Source organism: Bacillus salipaludis, from assembly GCF_030938565.1.
GTDB classification, from domain to species: domain Bacteria; phylum Bacillota; class Bacilli; order Bacillales; family Cytobacillaceae; genus Neobacillus; species Neobacillus salipaludis_A.
Window position 1 is genome coordinate 5987380 of sequence record NZ_JAVGVR010000001.1, and the last position, 16928, is coordinate 6004307.

16 protein-coding genes are annotated in these 16928 nt (G+C 41.4%); all 16 read right to left on the bottom strand.

The annotated features are described in order from the left end of the window. Positions 1-48: 48 nt before the first annotated feature. The 16 genes from RCG21_RS29735 to RCG21_RS29810 all read right to left on the bottom strand — a co-directional run bounded on the left by RCG21_RS29735 (position 49) and on the right by RCG21_RS29810 (position 16927). Positions 49-1524, bottom strand: coding sequence for a CoA-acylating methylmalonate-semialdehyde dehydrogenase (locus RCG21_RS29735; RefSeq protein WP_308914123.1), 1476 nt, complete (start codon positions 1522-1524; stop codon positions 49-51). Positions 1525-1881: 357 nt separating this feature from the next. Beyond that, positions 1882-2304, bottom strand: a complete 423-nt coding sequence (locus RCG21_RS29740) for a MarR family winged helix-turn-helix transcriptional regulator (RefSeq protein WP_308914124.1) — start codon at positions 2302-2304, stop codon at positions 1882-1884. Between the two features lie 68 nt (positions 2305-2372). Further along, positions 2373-3107: an SDR family NAD(P)-dependent oxidoreductase gene (locus RCG21_RS29745; protein WP_308914125.1), complete on the bottom strand. Its 735-nt coding sequence runs from the start codon at positions 3105-3107 to the stop codon at positions 2373-2375. 59 nt (positions 3108-3166) lie between these two features. Further along, positions 3167-3973 (bottom strand): SDR family NAD(P)-dependent oxidoreductase, encoded by an 807-nt coding sequence (locus RCG21_RS29750; protein ID WP_308914126.1) that lies wholly within the window; start codon positions 3971-3973, stop codon positions 3167-3169. 25 nt (positions 3974-3998) lie between these two features. Further along, positions 3999-4748, bottom strand: a complete 750-nt coding sequence (locus RCG21_RS29755) for an SDR family NAD(P)-dependent oxidoreductase (RefSeq protein WP_308914127.1) — start codon at positions 4746-4748, stop codon at positions 3999-4001. 127 nt (positions 4749-4875) lie between these two features. After that, a complete protein-coding gene (locus tag RCG21_RS29760; RefSeq protein WP_308914128.1) occupies positions 4876-6960 on the bottom strand; it encodes a (Fe-S)-binding protein in 2085 nt (694 codons plus the stop codon). Between the two features lie 25 nt (positions 6961-6985). Continuing rightward, positions 6986-7957: an electron transfer flavoprotein subunit alpha/FixB family protein gene (locus RCG21_RS29765; RefSeq protein WP_308914129.1), complete on the bottom strand. Its 972-nt coding sequence runs from the start codon at positions 7955-7957 to the stop codon at positions 6986-6988. A gap of 59 nt (positions 7958-8016) precedes the next feature. Next, entirely contained in the window at positions 8017-8787 is a 771-nt protein-coding gene (locus RCG21_RS29770) for an electron transfer flavoprotein subunit beta/FixA family protein (protein WP_308914130.1), read from the bottom strand. 232 nt (positions 8788-9019) lie between these two features. Then, a complete protein-coding gene (locus RCG21_RS29775; RefSeq protein WP_308914131.1) occupies positions 9020-10441 on the bottom strand; it encodes an MFS transporter in 1422 nt (473 codons plus the stop codon). Between the two features lie 74 nt (positions 10442-10515). Then, entirely contained in the window at positions 10516-11988 is a 1473-nt protein-coding gene (locus RCG21_RS29780; RefSeq protein ID WP_308914132.1) for an aldehyde dehydrogenase family protein, read from the bottom strand. Between the two features lie 6 nt (positions 11989-11994). Further along, a complete protein-coding gene (locus RCG21_RS29785; RefSeq protein WP_308914133.1) occupies positions 11995-13131 on the bottom strand; it encodes an acyl-CoA dehydrogenase family protein in 1137 nt (378 codons plus the stop codon). A 21-nt stretch (positions 13132-13152) separates the two neighbouring features. Then, a complete protein-coding gene (locus RCG21_RS29790; RefSeq protein WP_308914134.1) occupies positions 13153-14349 on the bottom strand; it encodes an acyl-CoA dehydrogenase family protein in 1197 nt (398 codons plus the stop codon). A gap of 37 nt (positions 14350-14386) precedes the next feature. After that, entirely contained in the window at positions 14387-14803 is a 417-nt protein-coding gene (locus RCG21_RS29795) for a Zn-ribbon domain-containing OB-fold protein (protein ID WP_308914135.1), read from the bottom strand. Between the two features lie 11 nt (positions 14804-14814). Next, positions 14815-15978, bottom strand: coding sequence for a thiolase C-terminal domain-containing protein (locus RCG21_RS29800; protein ID WP_308914136.1), 1164 nt, complete (start codon positions 15976-15978; stop codon positions 14815-14817). A 21-nt stretch (positions 15979-15999) separates the two neighbouring features. After that, complete coding sequence (locus RCG21_RS29805) at positions 16000-16416, bottom strand: MaoC/PaaZ C-terminal domain-containing protein (RefSeq protein WP_308914137.1); 417 nt, start codon at positions 16414-16416, stop codon at positions 16000-16002. A 70-nt stretch (positions 16417-16486) separates the two neighbouring features. Continuing rightward, entirely contained in the window at positions 16487-16927 is a 441-nt protein-coding gene (locus RCG21_RS29810; protein ID WP_308914138.1) for a MaoC family dehydratase N-terminal domain-containing protein, read from the bottom strand. Between the last annotated feature and the right edge of the window lies 1 nt (position 16928).

Here is a 16928-nt window from a genome sequence, read left to right on the forward strand (position 1 = left end):
AATGAACAGAACTCATACTGTTCATTCCATTTTAAAAGCCTACTTTTTTTATTCGAATGTTGGTGCTTTATAGCGTGCAGTTACCACTTTTTTACGAGTGAAGAAATCAACACTGTCTTTTCCGTTGGCATGTAAGGTACCAAAGAAAGAAGACTTCCAGCCAGAGAATGGGAAGAAGGCCATTGGTGCAGGAACACCTAAGTTTACTCCGAGCATACCTGCATCAATATTTTCACGGAAGTAACGGATTGATGAAGCATTGGTTGAGAAAATACAAGCCCCGTTTGCGAATTCAGATTGGTTCGCAATTTCTACTGCTTCTTTTAAGTGTTTCACTTTTACTACCGATAATACTGGAGCAAAAATCTCATCTTTCCAGATGGTCATGTCTGTTGTTACCTCTTCAAAAATGGTTGGTCCAACGAAGTAACCTTCTTCTAGAACACGTTCACGTCCATCGAGTGCTAGTTTTGCTCCTTCTTCGACACCTTTTTCAATATAGCCAATCGTACGTTTTTGGTTTTCTTCACGAATGACCGGTCCTAAGAAAATACCATCATCTAAACCGTTACCCATTGTAATTTCTTTTGATTTTTCAACCAGTTTTGCTACGAATGCATCATAGACGCCTTCTTCTACGGTTACAACAGAAGTTGCCATGCAGCGCTCGCCGGCTGAACCGAATGCTGAGCCGATAATATTCGTTACCGCATCATTAAGATCAGCATCATTTAGTACCGTAACATGGTTTTTTGCACCGGCTAAAACCTGAACACGTTTTAAATTATCACTTGCACGCTTGTACACATATTCGCCAACTGGCTTTGAGCCTACAAAGGAGATGGCTTTTACTTCTTTATGATCTAGTATGCCGTTTACCACATCATGGGCACCGTAAACGACGTTGAATACACCCTTTGGAAGTCCTGCTTTTTCAAATAGCTCAACAAATTTTTCTACTAGAAGCGGTGTTTTTTCAGATGGCTTTAGAATGAACGCATTACCAACTGCGATGGCCATTGGGAACATCCAGCAAGGTACCATCATTGGGAAGTTGAATGGCGCGATTCCACCAACAACACCGATTGGGTAACGGTAGTTAGTTGCTTCAATATCTGTTGCAATGTTTGTGAGCGAATCACCCATCATAAGCGTTGGAGCACCTGCAGCAAATTCAACATTTTCGATCCCGCGAAGAACTTCTCCTCTTGCTTCTGTTAGGGCTTTACCATTTTCGATTGTGATTAGACGCGCTAATTCTTCTGCGTTTTCTTGTAATAATTGATGGAAGTTAAATAAAACTCTTGCACGTTTTTGAACTGGAACGTCTTTCCATTTTTCGAATGCCTTTTTCGCAGCCTCGACAGCTAGTTCGACATCTTCCTTTGTGGAATGTGGTACTTGAGCCATTACTTCTTTTGTTGCTGGATTAAAGACGTCTTCATATTTGGTTGTGTTGCTTTCAACCCACTCACCGTTTATGTAGTTTTTAATGGTTCTTACTTTTGTAGCTACCTCAGTCATGATTTTTTCCTCCTTGAAAATTTCATTTAGTATCTATTAGTTAATGATTTAACCAATTTGGCAATCTCTTAATAACTTACCAACACAATCGAAGATGGTGACTATTTTGTCTATTTGTTGTAATGTTTTGGTTAAGTGTTGGTTATGTTTGATTCAATAATAAGCCTAAAAGCGTTTTCAGTCAATAATTATCTTTCATTATTTTTAATTATTTAAATTTATCTGAATGTTAACTTAATCAAAAATAAAAAAGACAGAGAGTTTTATAGCTCTCTGCCCCCCAAAATGTTTTCAAAACAAAAAAGCTGCCGGCACGATAAGAGAATTCCTCAAAGTGCTAGCCGCTTTAAAATGGATTTAGTTTTTTTCTGAACTGAGTTTTGTATATATTTTTAATAATTGTTGCCTATCCTGTTCGGTTAATCTTTCAAAAAGGTTTTTTCGCAGTATTTCCCCTTCTTTATTTGCCTTTTCTAGCATATCAATTCCTTTATCCGTAATTCCCAAATAAACAATCCTCCGATCCGACTCATCATTCAGTCGAATGGCCAAATTTTTTTGCACGATTTTTTCAGTTAAATGTGTCAACGTCGGAGGGGTCAATCCCAATGCTTTTGCAATATCGGATGGACGACTTTTTCCATATTTCTTCAAGTGCCCAAGTACAAGAATATGGGAGACACCGAGGTCTTCGTTAAACGTTTTATTCCACTGAATAATTAAATTATTCGTCACCTTATCCATTAAGTGAATTAACTCAAAAATAGTTTGTTCTGCCATTATGTATAACAACTTCCTTCTAATTTAAAGGTAAGAGCCCCTACTATCAACAGGGGCTCTCCATTATATTATTGTGCAGAAAATCCGCCGTCAATCACCAATTCTGCACCTGTAATATAAGATGATTCATCAGAAGCTAAAAACAAAGCTGCATTTGCAATATCTTCTGGCTTCCCTAACCTTCTAAGCGGCGTTGCTTGAATGAGACGTCCAAGAAGTTCTTTTGATGTACTTAAAGCTTGGGTCATCGGTGTTTCAATTATTCCTGGAAATAGTGTATTAACACGTACTCCCTGGCTGCCAAAGGTTGTTGCCGCTGCTTTCGAAATCGCCCGCACTGCCCCTTTTGATGCTGAATAATGATTAAAACCCTGTCCAATTTGGGCCGTATAGGAAGAAATGTTTACAATGGAACCTTTCTTCTGTGCAGCCATGTAAGGTGCAACATGCTTCATGCCGGCAAATGGACCAAAACCATTAATGGATAGCATCTTTTGCCAATCCTCAAAGTTGATTTCCTGGTATGGTTTTTCTGAAGATATCCCAGCATTGTTGACCAGAATATCAATTCTGCCAAAACGGTCGTTCACTTCTTTTGCTAATGCTTCCCAGTCGTCATCAGAAGCAACATTTAATTTCATCCCATATACGTTCTCTTTTTGGCTCGCTTTTTCAAGTGCTGCCTCATTAATATCTGCAGCGATGACAATGGCCCCTTCTTGGCTGAACAAGTCAACCATCCGTTCACCAATCCCGGAGGCTCCTCCTGTAATAATGGCCACTTTTTGATCTAATCTTCCCATTTTCAATTCTCCCTAAGGTAAATTTTATGAAGCCAGCAAATCCAAATTGCCCATTTAGATTAGCCTTGTTTTTTTTTCATAAACTCTTCAAAATCCGAAATTGTTGGGTTGGCAATATAATGTCCGCCCTCTACTTGAATCGTCTGCCCAGTAATAAATTTAGATTCTTCTGATGCCAGGAATAAAACCGTATTCCCGATATCATCAGGTTCACCATGATATGGCAGGGCATTATATTTCGCAAAGATATCCAATACAGCAGGCGGCATATTATTTTGGGCAGCAGGTGTAAAAATTAAACCTGGTGCCACGGCATTACATCGAATAAAATGTCTTCCGTATTGGGCCGCCAAATATCTTGTCAGATTAACAACACCAGCTTTTGATGCCCCGTATGCCGCACGGATCGAATCGCCGAAAAAGCCTGCCATGGATGCTGTGTTGATAATCGAGCCGCCACCAGCTTTGATCATATGCGGAATGGCAAATCTGCTTCCAAGCAGCACACTTCTTAAATTCAGATTCATTAGTCGGTCCCATTCATCAAGATCCATGTTTACAACATCTAAATCCTTTTTCAAATTGGTTGCACCAACATTATTAAATAGAACAGAAATCTTACCGTAGTGCTCAACCGTAAATTCAACTGCTTCTTTAATGGAAGTTTCATCACCGGCATCGAGAAAAATACCTGCCGCCTCTCCACCTTGGGCTTTGATCTTGTTTACTGCCTCCTTTGCCCCCTCAACATTGAAATCAGCTATAACAACTCTGGCCCCTTCCTTGGCCAATAATGTCGCTGAGGATAATCCTATACCTGAGGCTCCGCCGGTAACCAGCGCCACCTTATCTTGTACTCTTCCCATTTTTGAAAACTCCTTTTTCAAGCTTTTAGCGTAATTTTATTGAACCGCCGTCAACCATGAAGGTTTGACCGGTAATATAATCCGAATCACTGCTTGCCAAGAATACTGCTACTCTACCAATATCTTGTTCAGGATCTCCAAGCCGGCGGAGCGGAATTTTCTTAATCATCTCATCGTATAATTGTGGAGCACTCTCACGCCATTGTTCAACACCTGGTGTAAGGGCGATAGGTGAAATCATGTTGACATTGATTCCTTCTGGGCCCCATTCATTTGCTGCCACGCGGGAAATAGCTCGAATGGCTTCCTTTGCCGCCGCATAGGACGTTTGGGTGACCTGTCCTTCAAGACCAGCACCAGATGCAAAGTTAATCACCTTACCCCTTGATTTTTTCAATTCAGGGTAGGCTGCCTGCATGAAATGGAATGTCGGATAAAAGCCCGTTCCAAAAGACAAGTCTATAAGCTCCTGTGTGGTTTCAATAAATGGCGCTTGACTCGATACATGCGCATTATTAACGATAATATCTAGCTTTCCAAATCTCTTAACCACTTCTTCTACGATTGTATATACGGTTTCTTTGACTGAAATATCCTTAATAAAAAGCATACCCTCTGTATATTGGTTTATCTCTTCAAGAGTTTGTTTTCCTTTTTCTTCATTCACATCGACAATGGCGATATGTGCCCCTTCCTTGGCCATAGCAAGAGCAATACCTCTTCCAATTCCTGAGGCGCTTCCGGTAACAATTGCAATTTTCCCTAGTAATCTCATTCGTAAGACCTCTTTCCCTGAAAATATATTTAGATATCTAAATATTAGACATCTAAATTCTAGCAATATTTTTTTTATCTTGCAACTATAATCCTTCGTACCAAAAAAGAGCGAATTATAGGGTGGCTTAAATAGCTAGTTCTAAAATTTCCGCAATGTCCATGGTCTTAACTTCATTTTCTACTTCTTTGGCTTTGGTTCCATCACTAATCATGGTTAAGCAATAAGGACATCCGCTGGAAATGGTAGTAGCGTTGGTTGCCATTGCCTGTTCCGTTCTGGCAACATTAATTCTGCTACCAGACTTTTCTTCCATCCACATAAGTCCTCCTCCAGCCCCGCAGCACATCCCTTTCTCACGGTTGCGCTCTATTTCTACAAGCTTTACACCTGGGATTGCTTTTAAGATTTCCCTTGGAGGGTCATATACTTCGTTATACCTGCCTAAATAGCAGGAATCATGAAAGGTGATCGTCTCATTTACTGCTTTTTTCACAATAAGCCGCCCTTCCTTCACAAGCTTGGCCAGAAGTTCGGTATGATGATATACTTCTGCTTCTAGACCAAAGTCTGGATATTCATTTTTAAAAATATTGAAAGCATGAGGGTCGATTGTTACAATTTTCTTTACATCGTTTTTCTTAAATTCTTCAATATTCGCAGCAGCTAAATCCTGAAATAGGAATTCATTTCCCAACCTTCGGGCTGTATCCCCTGAATTCTTTTCTTTATTGCCTAATATGGCGAACTTGACTCCTGCCTCATTTAAAAGTTTTGCAAACGAAAGAGCAATTTTTTGACTGCGATTATCAAACGAACCCATTGAACCTACCCAAAATAAGTATTCAAATTCCTCTCCTTGTTTTCTCAACTCTTTTACAGTAGGGATATTAATATCTTCTCGTAACCCGCGCCAATTCTCCCTTTCTTTCCGATTTAATCCCCAAGGGTTTCCTTGCCGTTCGATATTTTGCATTGCCCTTTGGGCATCTCCATCCATTTTCCCTTCTGTTAAAACAAGGTAGCGGCGAAGGTCAATAATTTTATCGACATGCTCATTCATAACGGGACATTGATCCTCACAATTTCGGCAAGTGGTACAAGCCCATATTTCTTCCTCGGTGATTACTTCTCCGATTAAGTTAGGTAGATGTTCAAGTGTTGCTGCCATTTCTTGATTGCCGTCTGTTCGAGCCATCGAGGCCAATTGATTGCCCTTTGTGCGAGAAAAAGCAATTCCTGGCACCCACGGAGATTTAGAGGTAATCGCCGCCCCTGTCAGGTTTAAGTGATCACGCAGTTTTACAATTAAATCCATTGGCGAGAGCATTTTCCCTGTCCCCGTTGCCGGACACATATTTGTGCAACGTCCGCATTCCACACAAGCATATAAATCAATGAGCTGTGTTTGTTTAAAATCCTGGACTCTACCAACACCAAAGGTTTCCTGCGTTTCATCTTCAAAATTGATCTTCTCTAACTTGCCTGGGCAGGTTAAACGGCTGAAAAACACATTTACCGGCCCTGCAATTAAATGGGCATGCTTGGACTGCGGTACATAGACAAGAAAGCTAAGTAATGCAAACAAGTGAATCCACCAAAAAATATAAAATAAGGTCATTGCTGCCGACGGGCTGATCCAGTTAAAAGAGATCGCAAGGAAGGAAGCAACAGGTTCGGACAATGATGGTGAATGACCATGCCAAATAATTGAGAAGCCATTTCCAAATAGGACAGAAAGCATGAGAGTACCGATAAAAATCAAGACAAGGCCTGCTTTAAAACCACGTTTTAAGCGGGTCAGCTTTTCAATATAACGCCGGTAAAAGGCCAAAGCTACAGCAAGAAGGATCATTAAGGTGATGACTTCTTGGAAAAAGGTAAATACAGGATAGGCTGAACCAAGAGGCAGATGTGCCCTTGGTACAAGTCCTTTTAAAATAAAATCGATTGCCCCGAATTGGACTAATAAGAAACCATAAAACATCATGACGTGAATCACGCCGCTTTTCTTATCCTTTAATAATTTTTTTTGCCCAAATACATTTACTTTTATCAGTTCAAATCTTTCTTTAAAGCGGCGGTCAAATTCCTGCTTGCGGCCAAGTTTAATATATTCATAACGTGTCTTGATTAAATATAGAAACAAGCAAAGGGCGTAACCCGTTACTAAAGTAAATGCGATTATATTGATTAATAATGGGTTCACCATTTCAACTCCCTAAGTTCTTGTAGGTTTATTGTTTTACTGCAGCAAATTCTTCAATCAACATAGGAACCACTTCAAATAAATCTCCCACAATCCCATAATCGGCTACTTGAAAAATATTTGCTTCGGGATCTTTATTAATCGCCACTATGATTTTTGAATTGGACATTCCCGCAAGATGCTGGATGGCACCAGAAATCCCGCAGGCAATATATAAATCGGGTGTTACCACCTTACCCGTTTGCCCGATTTGCAGTGAATAATCACAAAAATCAGCATCACATGCTCCGCGCGAGGCACCGACAGCCCCATCTAGAACTTGGGCCAATTCTTTTAGAGGTTCAAACCCCTCCTTGCTTTTCACACCGCGCCCTCCGGCTACCACCACCTTGGCTTCGGAAAGATCTACACCTTTACTTGTTTTCCGGACTACCTCTTTAATTATCGTCCGTAAATCTTTTATTTGAGTGGATAGGATGGAAACCTCACCAGAGCGGGATTCATCTTTCAGTAACGGCTGAATATTATTAGGACGGATAGTTGCAAACACAAGGCCATCCGTAATCATTTTCTTTTCAAAAGCTTTACCCGAATAAATTGGCCGGGTAAAAATAAGGTTTCCAGCTATTTCTTCAACCGCAGTGGCATCCGAGATGAGACCGGATTTTAATCTGCTTGCAATTCTTGGAGACAAGTCTTTTCCTAGTGCGGTATGACCGAAAAGAATGACGTCTGGATTTTCTTGTTCAATCACAGCAAATAAGGCTTGTGAAAAACTATCTGATGTATATTGTTTTAATTTTTCATCTTCTACCACAACGACCCGATCTGCTCCATATTGAATGAGTTCATTTGCTAGCGGCTGTACATTCTCACCCAGTAATACACCCATTACCTCTCCTTCTTGAGAAGCAAGTTTTGCAGCCCCAATTGCCTCAAATGAAACATTTCTAAGCGTTCCGTCACGTACTTCTCCTAATACGAGAACCTTCCTGCTCATAAAAACACCCTCCTATTACCCTATTAAAATAATTTCTATTTTGAATACATTGACATAAATTAAATAACCTTTGCTTCGTTACGAAGTAATTGGATAAGCTCACTTACTTGATCCTTCAAATCCCCGCTTAAAACCTTTCCAGCTTCTTTTTTTGGTGGCAAAAAAACTTCAATGGTTTTCGTTTTAGCTTCTACCTCATCTTCATCAAGATTCAGGTCATCCAACTCCAGTTCCACTAACGGCTTTTTCTTTGCTTTCATGATCCCCGGCAAGGATGGGTAACGTGGTTCATTTAACCCTTGTTGCGCAGTCACCAATAGGGGCATTGTAGACTGAATGGTTTCAGAATCCCCTTCGACATCTCTTATAACGGTGACTTGGGCACCGCTGATATCCAGATTTGTAATCGTTGTGATATAAGGAATATTTAAGATATCAGCTACGCGGGGGCCAACCTGACCGGAACCGCCATCAATAGTTACATTTCCTGTAAAGATTAAATCAACTTCTTTATCCTTCAGATATTTACTAATAATTTTTGCAGTTGTATAGGGATCCCCGTCTTCAAGATCCTCTACGTTAATTAAAATTGCTTGATCTGCCCCCATGGCTAGTGCCGTCCGAAGTTGTTTTTCTGCTTCTTCATTCCCTACGGTGACAACCGTCACTTCACCACCATGTGATTCACGCACATTTAGTGCTTCTTCAACCGCATAGTCGTCATAGGGATTAATGATAAATTCTGCTCCTTCTTCATTGATTTTCCCATTTAAGAGAGAAATTTTTTCCTCTGTATCAAACGTCCTTTTTAATAGCACATAAATATTCAAAATCATCCCACCTTTATTGAATTGGCTTACTAAGTCTAGTAAATTACAAAATCCCTTTTTCTTTTTAGGCTGTTTTCGTAAACTTTGTTGTTCTTGAATAAAGAGTGGTTGATTGGAACGAATGCTGCTCGATTTCCCTTCCAATCAACCGATTTATTAATCGTTTGCGTTTCCAAAATTCATTTAAAAAACAACAATCTCTCAGAAAAGAGCCTTTGTTTAAAATCCATTATCAACCTATAGTTGTGGATTCGGATTCTTGATTAAGATCTATAACTTCCACCATTTCCTCTCCGTTTTCCTCATTCTTTTTGGGAATGAACATAAGAAATAGGAACGACACAGCCGTAAAAATGGTTAATAAAAGAGCTGTAGTTGAAAGAGCGCTTGAGGCATTTCCTCCGGCCGAGAATAAAGCAAATGCGACAAGGGCAAATGAGGCACCGACTCGGGAAGCAACATTCTCTATCGTAATATAAGTAAACGAAATAACACCTAGACGGGTTGGACTCGCTTTTGATACAATCACCGATTTCACTACCGGACCAACCGTTCCAATTGCCGATCCAATTAAACTCATAGAAATAAATAAATAGATAAAGGAGGTAGCGGTTCTTGCCATCGATAACATTCCGACTCCTGCCACTAATAATGCGATGGCTATACCAATTAATCTGCGCGGGGAGTATTTACCCATTAATCTTCCGCTTATGATATTTGCTACTGCCATTGTCAAAAATAGCGGGAATTGTAATAATCCGACAACGGTTGAAGATTTCCCTTGCACACTCTGGACAAAGAATGTTAAAACGTACATGACACTGCTAAAGGACATATACATAATCACCGCAATGATCGAAGGACCCCAGAAGGTTCTTGTTTTTGCATATTTGATGTCTAACAGTGGTTTCTTCTGTTTTTTTTCGACAGCTAATAGCAATAGGAAGGAAAGAATGGAAACCACGAGAGCTGGAACCCACATCCAAGAGGAAATTCCATAATTGTTTATAAAGGTTGGAACGGTCAGGAGTCCTCCCAGTAATAAGAATACAAAGATTACACCTAAGAAATCGAAAGACTTTGACTTTTGGCCTTTTACATTTGGAACACCTAGTGCAAATAACAGGAAGGAAATTACACCAAAGAAACTGCAGAGGAAAAAGATAGAGTTCCACCCGAAACGATCTATAAGGATTCCGCTTAAAATCGGCCCCGCAAGTCCTCCAATTACCGTATAAAACCCATAGATCCCCATCGTTTTTCCACGTTGCTGTTGGGTAAAGTATCTACCTACGAAGGAAACACCTGCAGGAATAACGGCTGCACCGGAAAAGCCTTTTAAGAAAAGACCTACTACCAAAACCCAAAAAGCAGGAGCTGCTGCAACTAAAATGGAGCCAACGGCCAAAAATCCTGCGCCAAAAAGCACTACTATTTTTTGTCCAAAAGAATCGGACAGCCATCCCATTAAGGGCTGGAATCCTGTTAGCCCCAATGCAAACCCCAATTGCATATAGACTGCATACCCTGCACCTAAATGAAAGTGTTCAAGCATTTTAGGATAGGCCGGTATATGTGTTGCCTCTGCAAAAACGACAAGTAGAATCCCTAAACATAAGAAGTGAAAAGATCTTCTAATAAATTTCTCCTCCAATAACTTCCCCTCCAATTTAAAATGTTCCAATAATCTTTATCGGTATAAACAGGGGAACGAACAAGCTCCCCATTCTACCCCATTTCGATAATGCAGGTCTTTTCCCGTGTGTTCTCTAGAATCGAATCCGTTCCATAGCCACTTTCCTTTACACCACCAAACGGCAGCTCTGGTCCCACTCTTCGATACGTATTGACCCACACATTACCGGATTCCAATTTTCTGATCATTCGATGAACACGGTCTAAGTTTGTCGTCCAAACCCCTGCTCCAAGACCATAGGCCGTTTCATTTGCGATTTTTAGAGCTTCTTCTTCTGTATCAAATGGCATCACAACTGCAACAGGTCCAAAAATCTCTTCTTGGCATATCCGAAGCGAATTGCTACCAACAAGAATCAAGGTCGGTTCAATCCAATAGCCTTCAGCAAATGAAGGGTTGTTTGGCAGCAGAGCAGCTCCCCCATAACGGCCTCCGACAATAATTTCTCCACCTTCCTCTTTACTCAACTCGATATAGTTACATACTTTTTTATATTGAACACTATTGGCAATCGGTCCCATGGAGGTTTCCGGGTCCATCGGGTATCCTAGCTTAATATTTTTCTCTATTTGTTCTTTCATTAAAGAAAGCATTTTCTCGAATACTGGCCTTTGAATCAGGATTCTTGAACCGCCCACACAAATTTGCCCTGCGTTTCCTGTAAAAATGCCATTAAGTGTTACGCCTTCAGCCGCTTTTTCAAGGTTTGCGTCGGCAAATACAATATTAGGCGACTTTCCACCTAACTCAAAAGTCAGTGGTTTCGGTGCCTGGGCAGAGGAACGGACAATTGCTTTCGCTGTATTCACTGATCCTGTCAGGCTAACCCGATTTACATCCCGATGACGAACCAATACATCGCCAACCTCCCCATCACCGGAGACAACATTTAAGACTCCAGGGGGAAAAATTGTATTCAAAATTTCGCCATATCGTAAGCTAGAAACGGATGCAAACTCAGATGGTTTGATAATCACGGTATTCCCTGCAGCAAGTGCATAGGCAGCTTTAATCGTAAAAGTAAAGAGTGGTGCATTCCACGGAAGAATGCCAACCACCACCCCTAATGGCTCTCGCAGCGTATATCCAAAACTCTTTGAATCGAGCTGAACCGTTTCTCCCCGACTTGCCACGGCTGCTGCACCAGCAGCATCATGCCAAATACTCGTCAATACCGGAATCAATCCATAGCTTGTTTCCCGGATGACCCAACCAATGTCTTTTGTTTCTAATGCGGCCAGCTCTTGGGCATGCCGGACTAACTGATCGCCAATTTTTCTTAGATAAGCCGCACGTTCCATCGCTGATAAGGCGGCCCAATCATTAAAAGCCTGCTTTGAAGAAGAAATCGCTTCTTCGGCATCTTGTATAGAACTGCCAGGCACCTTTGCCCACACTTTACCTGTTGCCGGGTCAATACTATCAATGGTTTTGCCGGATGATGCCGGCACAGCTTTTCCATTCAATTGATTTTGGTATTCCTTGATTTCACTTACGATTTTCATCTACTCTCACCACCCCAATGCAGCTGCTGTTTTTTCATAATAGCTTTGCGTGCTTCCCAGGTAATTTTCATAAAAGCGTGCCCGTTTCACAAATAAATGGCAGTCCATTTCTTCGGTAAAACCAATGCCACCGTGAATTTGAATATTATGTGCTGCTACACGGTTAAAGGCTTCGCTTGCAAAAATTCGGGCGCTGAAAATCGCCTGTACACGATCCTCTGCCCCGCTTTCTAATGCCCAGTTCGCATAGTAGGCTAAGGATCTTGCTGTTTCAAGATCCAGCTTCATATCGACAATCCTATGCTTGATTGCCTGGAAACGGCCAATTGGCTGGCCAAACTGTTCACGAATCTTAGCATATTCGGCCGCCATTTCGACGACCTTCTCCATTCCGCCAACCATCACGGATGCAAGTGCCGCATTGATCGAAAGCAATCCATTCTGCAGAACCTCCCAGCCTTCATGAAGAGGCCCAATCAATTGCTCGTTTGAGATGGCAACATTCTCTAAAGTAATTTCAGCTAACTGGCGTGTTTCATCTATATTTGCTAGTCTCTTAATCCTTATTTTGGGATCAGATTGATCAAGGATTACAAGTGACACCCCTTCAGTTCCATCTCCCTCCCCCGTACGAACAAGCAGGATCAAACTATTCGCCATCTCGGCATCTGGAACAAGTGTCTTTGTTCCATTTAGAATGATTCGATCACCCGTTAAGGAAGCAGTCATTCTTATATCTGATGGGTTGTAACTACCTCCCGGTTCAAGCCAAGCAAGGGAAAAAGTTTGCGTTCCATCGGCAACCGCAGGCAGGTACTTTTCCTTTTGCTCGGTTGTTCCAAATCTCTCCAGCAAAGGTACGGCAAATGCATTGGTTTCTAAATATAAACCCGGGAGCACATTCCGGCCCAGCTCTTCTAGAATGGGAACCAAATCCAATGCTCCAAGTCCCATTCCACCATTCTCTTCCGAAATATTGATACCCGTACAGCCTAACTCCACCAATCCTAAAAAGACAGATTGATAGAATTCCCTTTCACCCTTAATAAACTCCCGGGCAATTTTTGTTTGCCCCTTATCATTTAAATACTTGTGAACATAATTGCGGAACATCTCTTGTTCTTCATTTAATGAAAAATCCATGACTTGTCACCCCCGTTTTCACTATCTTCCCATATCTTTAGGAAGTCCTAAAATCCGCTCCGCGATCGTGTTTTTCTGAACTTCGCTCGTTCCGCCCCCAATGGTCATACCGAATGAATAAAGAAAACCTTCTTGCCAATACGAATCTCCGATTAGGGAATCCTCTTTCCATAGCACACCTTGATGCCCCTGTATGGACATAGATTGAGCAAATAATTCCTTGGTTAATTCACTAACCAATAATTTATCCATGGAACCTTCTGCACCTGGATGCCCATTTTTTAATGTCTTGGTCAGATTTCGATAATAATTTAGAAGAGAACCTCTTGAGCGTGTATATAAATCAACCATTGTGTTACGAACAAACGGATTTTTAATTAGTGGTTGGCCATCTTCTCGCAATTCTTTTGTTAAAACGACTAAATCTTGAAATTGCTGTTCCAAAGTAAAGACTTGGGCTCCGATTCCCGTTCTTTCATGCATTAAGAGGGCAATCATTACCTTCCAGCCTTCATCTACCTCACCGACAATGTCGGCATCATAAGCAATCGCGTCTTCTAGATACACTTCATTAAAATCATGTTTGCCATCCATTTGGATGATGGGCCGAGTTTCCACCCCAGGCTGTTTCATATCTAATAGGAAAACAGTAATCCCTTTATGCTTCTTCTCTCCCTTGCTTGTTCTTGCAAGAAGAAAACAACGATCTGCCAAGTGTCCAAAACTCGTCCACACTTTTTGTCCATTAATTTTCCAACGATCCCCATCCCGCACTGCAGAGGTCTGGATGGCAGTTAAGTCAGATCCTGCGTTCGGCTCCGAATATCCCTGGCACCAAACCTCTTCACCTGTTAATATTTTCTGAATATAGGCAGCTTTTTGTTCCTCTGTCCCGATTTGCATCAATGTAGGTCCGACCATATGATTCCCAACATAATTAACCAATGGCGGAGCTTTTACTCGAACCATTTCTTGCTGATAAATAATCTCCTCTATTAAACTGGCATTCCGGCCTCCATATTTTTCCGGCCAAGCAATCGCAGCGTATCCACCCTCATATAATTTTTTTTGCCAGTTTCTTAAGAATTGAGAATACTCATTTCGCTCTTTTGGTAGCTCCCTGTTTCCCATAAGCCAACCATCCGGTAAATGATTCTCCAGCCATGTTCGTAATTCTTGGCGAAATGCTTCTTCCCTTTCTGTAAAAGAAAAATCCATTTGCTTCATTTCCTCCTTTCAAAAATAAATCTTTTTACTATACCTGGATCCATTGCGGAAGTGCGCGTTCTTCGTTGATATCCTGCCATGTCATTTTTACGTTCATTCCAATCTTGACATCCTCTGGACTGCAATGGAGAATGTTCCCGATTATCTTTATATCAGGGGCTTTTTCAAGCTGCACAATCGCAATCACTAAGGGCAGATTGTCTTGAAATCCTGGAAGAAATGGACGATAGGATATAACGTAAGAATAGACCGTTCCTTTAATGTCACTTCCAAAATTCACCCAGCTAAGTTCCGTACTGCCGCATTTTGCACAAGCAGGGCCAGGTGGATGCAGGTATCGATGACAACTTTCACATTTTTGGATCATAAGTTCATGACGATCCGCGGCGTCCCAAAAGGGATGATTATCCTGATTTTTTAATGGTATTGGTTTTTGATATCCCATTCTTAACCCTCCTAGTTTCTAAGAATCATAGCCCCTGCAATATCTGGCCCCGCCCAGCCAGTACATAAGCCGACCTCACAATTTTCTACTTGACGGTCTGTTCCTTTATAATCGTGGCGGATCTGGCGAACAATTTCGAGAACATTATTCATTCCATGTGTATAGCCTTCGGAAAGCATGCCACCCGCTGTATTACTCGGCAATCTCCCACCCATTCGTAAATTTCCATCAGCAACAAAATCTCCTACTTGACCGCGAGGAGCAATTCCATAAGCCTCAAGCTGGCGTAACACCACCCAGCTGTAGCAATCATAGATGGAAGCTACATGAAGATCTTCCGGTTTAACCCCTGCCATTTTATACACCTCAGGTGCAACGTAATCCGCAGCAACTTCCGAAAGATCTGACCAGTAATGCGCATGGGATACACATTGTCTTGCCGCAATCCCCATAATGTACACCGGTCTTGATTTACCATTCTTGGCCCTTTCAGCTGAAGTAACAATCAGTGCATTGGCTTCATCTGATTCCAGACAGAAGTCATGTTTATTAAACGGGTAACTTAAATAAGGTGTATTTTTATACTCCTCCATGGTTAGCGGTTTTCCATAAAAAAATGCTTTGGGATTCCGCTGGGCATGTTCATAAAAGCTTACACATACATGCCCCAAATGTTCTTGCGTAAGCCCAGTTTCATGCATATGCCTTGTTGCAAAAATTCCAAACCACTGACTTGGTCCTCCTGCACCATATGGGATGATAAAGCTTCCTCCATCAATGGCAGATTGAAGCATATTTACATCCCATCCGCCGCCTCCCATCCTGACACCAGATCGGCCATTCATCGAACGATAAATTAAAACGGTATTGACCTGACCTGTTTCAATTAATCCAATCGCATCGGCAATCAACATTTCTGTACTGCTGCCGCCGCCCATAATATCTTTCACATATTTAGGACGAACTCCTAAATATGTGGCTAATTGATGAGAGGTACAAGAATCATTTTCACTGTAGCTCATGAAACCATCGATCTCTTTCGCTTCAATACCTGCATCTTGAATGGCAGCTCTTGCTGCATCTAAGGCTAAATGCAGCGGAGTTGTTCCTGAATTTTTTGAACGCTCACTTTCCCCTACACCAACAATCGCATAGCGATCTTTAATCAATCCCACAAGAAAACCTCCCTCTTTATTTTAGAAAAAACGTAAAATCGCTTCACCGGACCCCACAACTTTTTCCGGGGCCTTCTCCGCTTTTAGTGCTAACCTTACAAACCGTTTTCCATCTTCTTCAAAGAAGTTTTGGATGATGGCAGAACAGGTAATTTGATCTCCTGGCTTAGTCATAGCGCCAAATCTCATTCGAAAATTAGTTGTTTCTGCGGTTTTGCCTGCAAGCTGCATAACATATTCCCCTAAAAAACCCATCACCAGCATTCCATGGGCAATGACACCTGGCATTCCTATACTTTGGGCAAACGCATCATCGGTATGCAACGGGTTAAAGTCCCCAGAGGCTCCCGCATATTTAACTAATTGGACCTTTGTCACGGGTGGCTTTATGATAGGCTGTAAAACCTGCCCTTCTTGTAAATCTTCATATACTAACATTCATCTTCCCTCCTTTTGCAGGGTGCTCATTTATTTTTGAACCGCAGATTAAAAGAATAAAAGGTTCATTCTATTGTTTTGGCCGATAAATAATATTCGTGCGGCTGATGACTACCAGATTTCCCCCTTCATCTTTCATCTCTGTATCTAACACCAAAAACTGCATTTTCCCGCTTTTTCCCTCTCGTTCATATAAATCCGTCACTTTCATTTGACACACCAACCTGTCCCCAGATTTAATCGGACGGTTATAGATAAATTCCTGTTCACCATGAAGCATTCTCTTTGGATTGAGGTCCAAGTCAATCCCTTCACCTTCCGCACCAATGGCAATCGGAAAAGTAGGCGGGGCAATGATTTCCATGTAAGGAGTTTGTGCGGCATACTCCTCATCTACGTAAAGCTGATTGGGGTCTCCAATTGCTTGAGCAAATTGTCGTATATGTCGTTTTTCTACTTCAAAAGTAAATTCTGGACCCATTAATCCAATAATGCTGCTGTCCAAATCCATC

Coding starts and splice junctions, on each gene's coding strand:
- RCG21_RS29735 (WP_308914123.1), bottom strand. CDS start 1,524: ATGACTGAGGTAGCTACAAAAGTAAGAACCATTAAAAACTACATAAAC.
- RCG21_RS29740 (WP_308914124.1), bottom strand. CDS start 2,304: ATGGCAGAACAAACTATTTTTGAGTTAATTCACTTAATGGATAAGGTG.
- RCG21_RS29745 (WP_308914125.1), bottom strand. CDS start 3,107: ATGGGAAGATTAGATCAAAAAGTGGCCATTATTACAGGAGGAGCCTCC.
- RCG21_RS29750 (WP_308914126.1), bottom strand. CDS start 3,973: ATGGGAAGAGTACAAGATAAGGTGGCGCTGGTTACCGGCGGAGCCTCA.
- RCG21_RS29755 (WP_308914127.1), bottom strand. CDS start 4,748: ATGAGATTACTAGGGAAAATTGCAATTGTTACCGGAAGCGCCTCAGGA.
- RCG21_RS29760 (WP_308914128.1), bottom strand. CDS start 6,960: ATGGTGAACCCATTATTAATCAATATAATCGCATTTACTTTAGTAACG.
- RCG21_RS29765 (WP_308914129.1), bottom strand. CDS start 7,957: ATGAGCAGGAAGGTTCTCGTATTAGGAGAAGTACGTGACGGAACGCTT.
- RCG21_RS29780 (WP_308914132.1), bottom strand. CDS start 11,988: ATGAAAATCGTAAGTGAAATCAAGGAATACCAAAATCAATTGAATGGA.
- RCG21_RS29785 (WP_308914133.1), bottom strand. CDS start 13,131: ATGGATTTTTCATTAAATGAAGAACAAGAGATGTTCCGCAATTATGTT.
- RCG21_RS29790 (WP_308914134.1), bottom strand. CDS start 14,349: ATGGATTTTTCTTTTACAGAAAGGGAAGAAGCATTTCGCCAAGAATTA.
- RCG21_RS29795 (WP_308914135.1), bottom strand. CDS start 14,803: ATGGGATATCAAAAACCAATACCATTAAAAAATCAGGATAATCATCCC.
- RCG21_RS29805 (WP_308914137.1), bottom strand. CDS start 16,416: ATGTTAGTATATGAAGATTTACAAGAAGGGCAGGTTTTACAGCCTATC.
- RCG21_RS29810 (WP_308914138.1), bottom strand. CDS start 16,927: ATGGATTTGGACAGCAGCATTATTGGATTAATGGGTCCAGAATTTACT.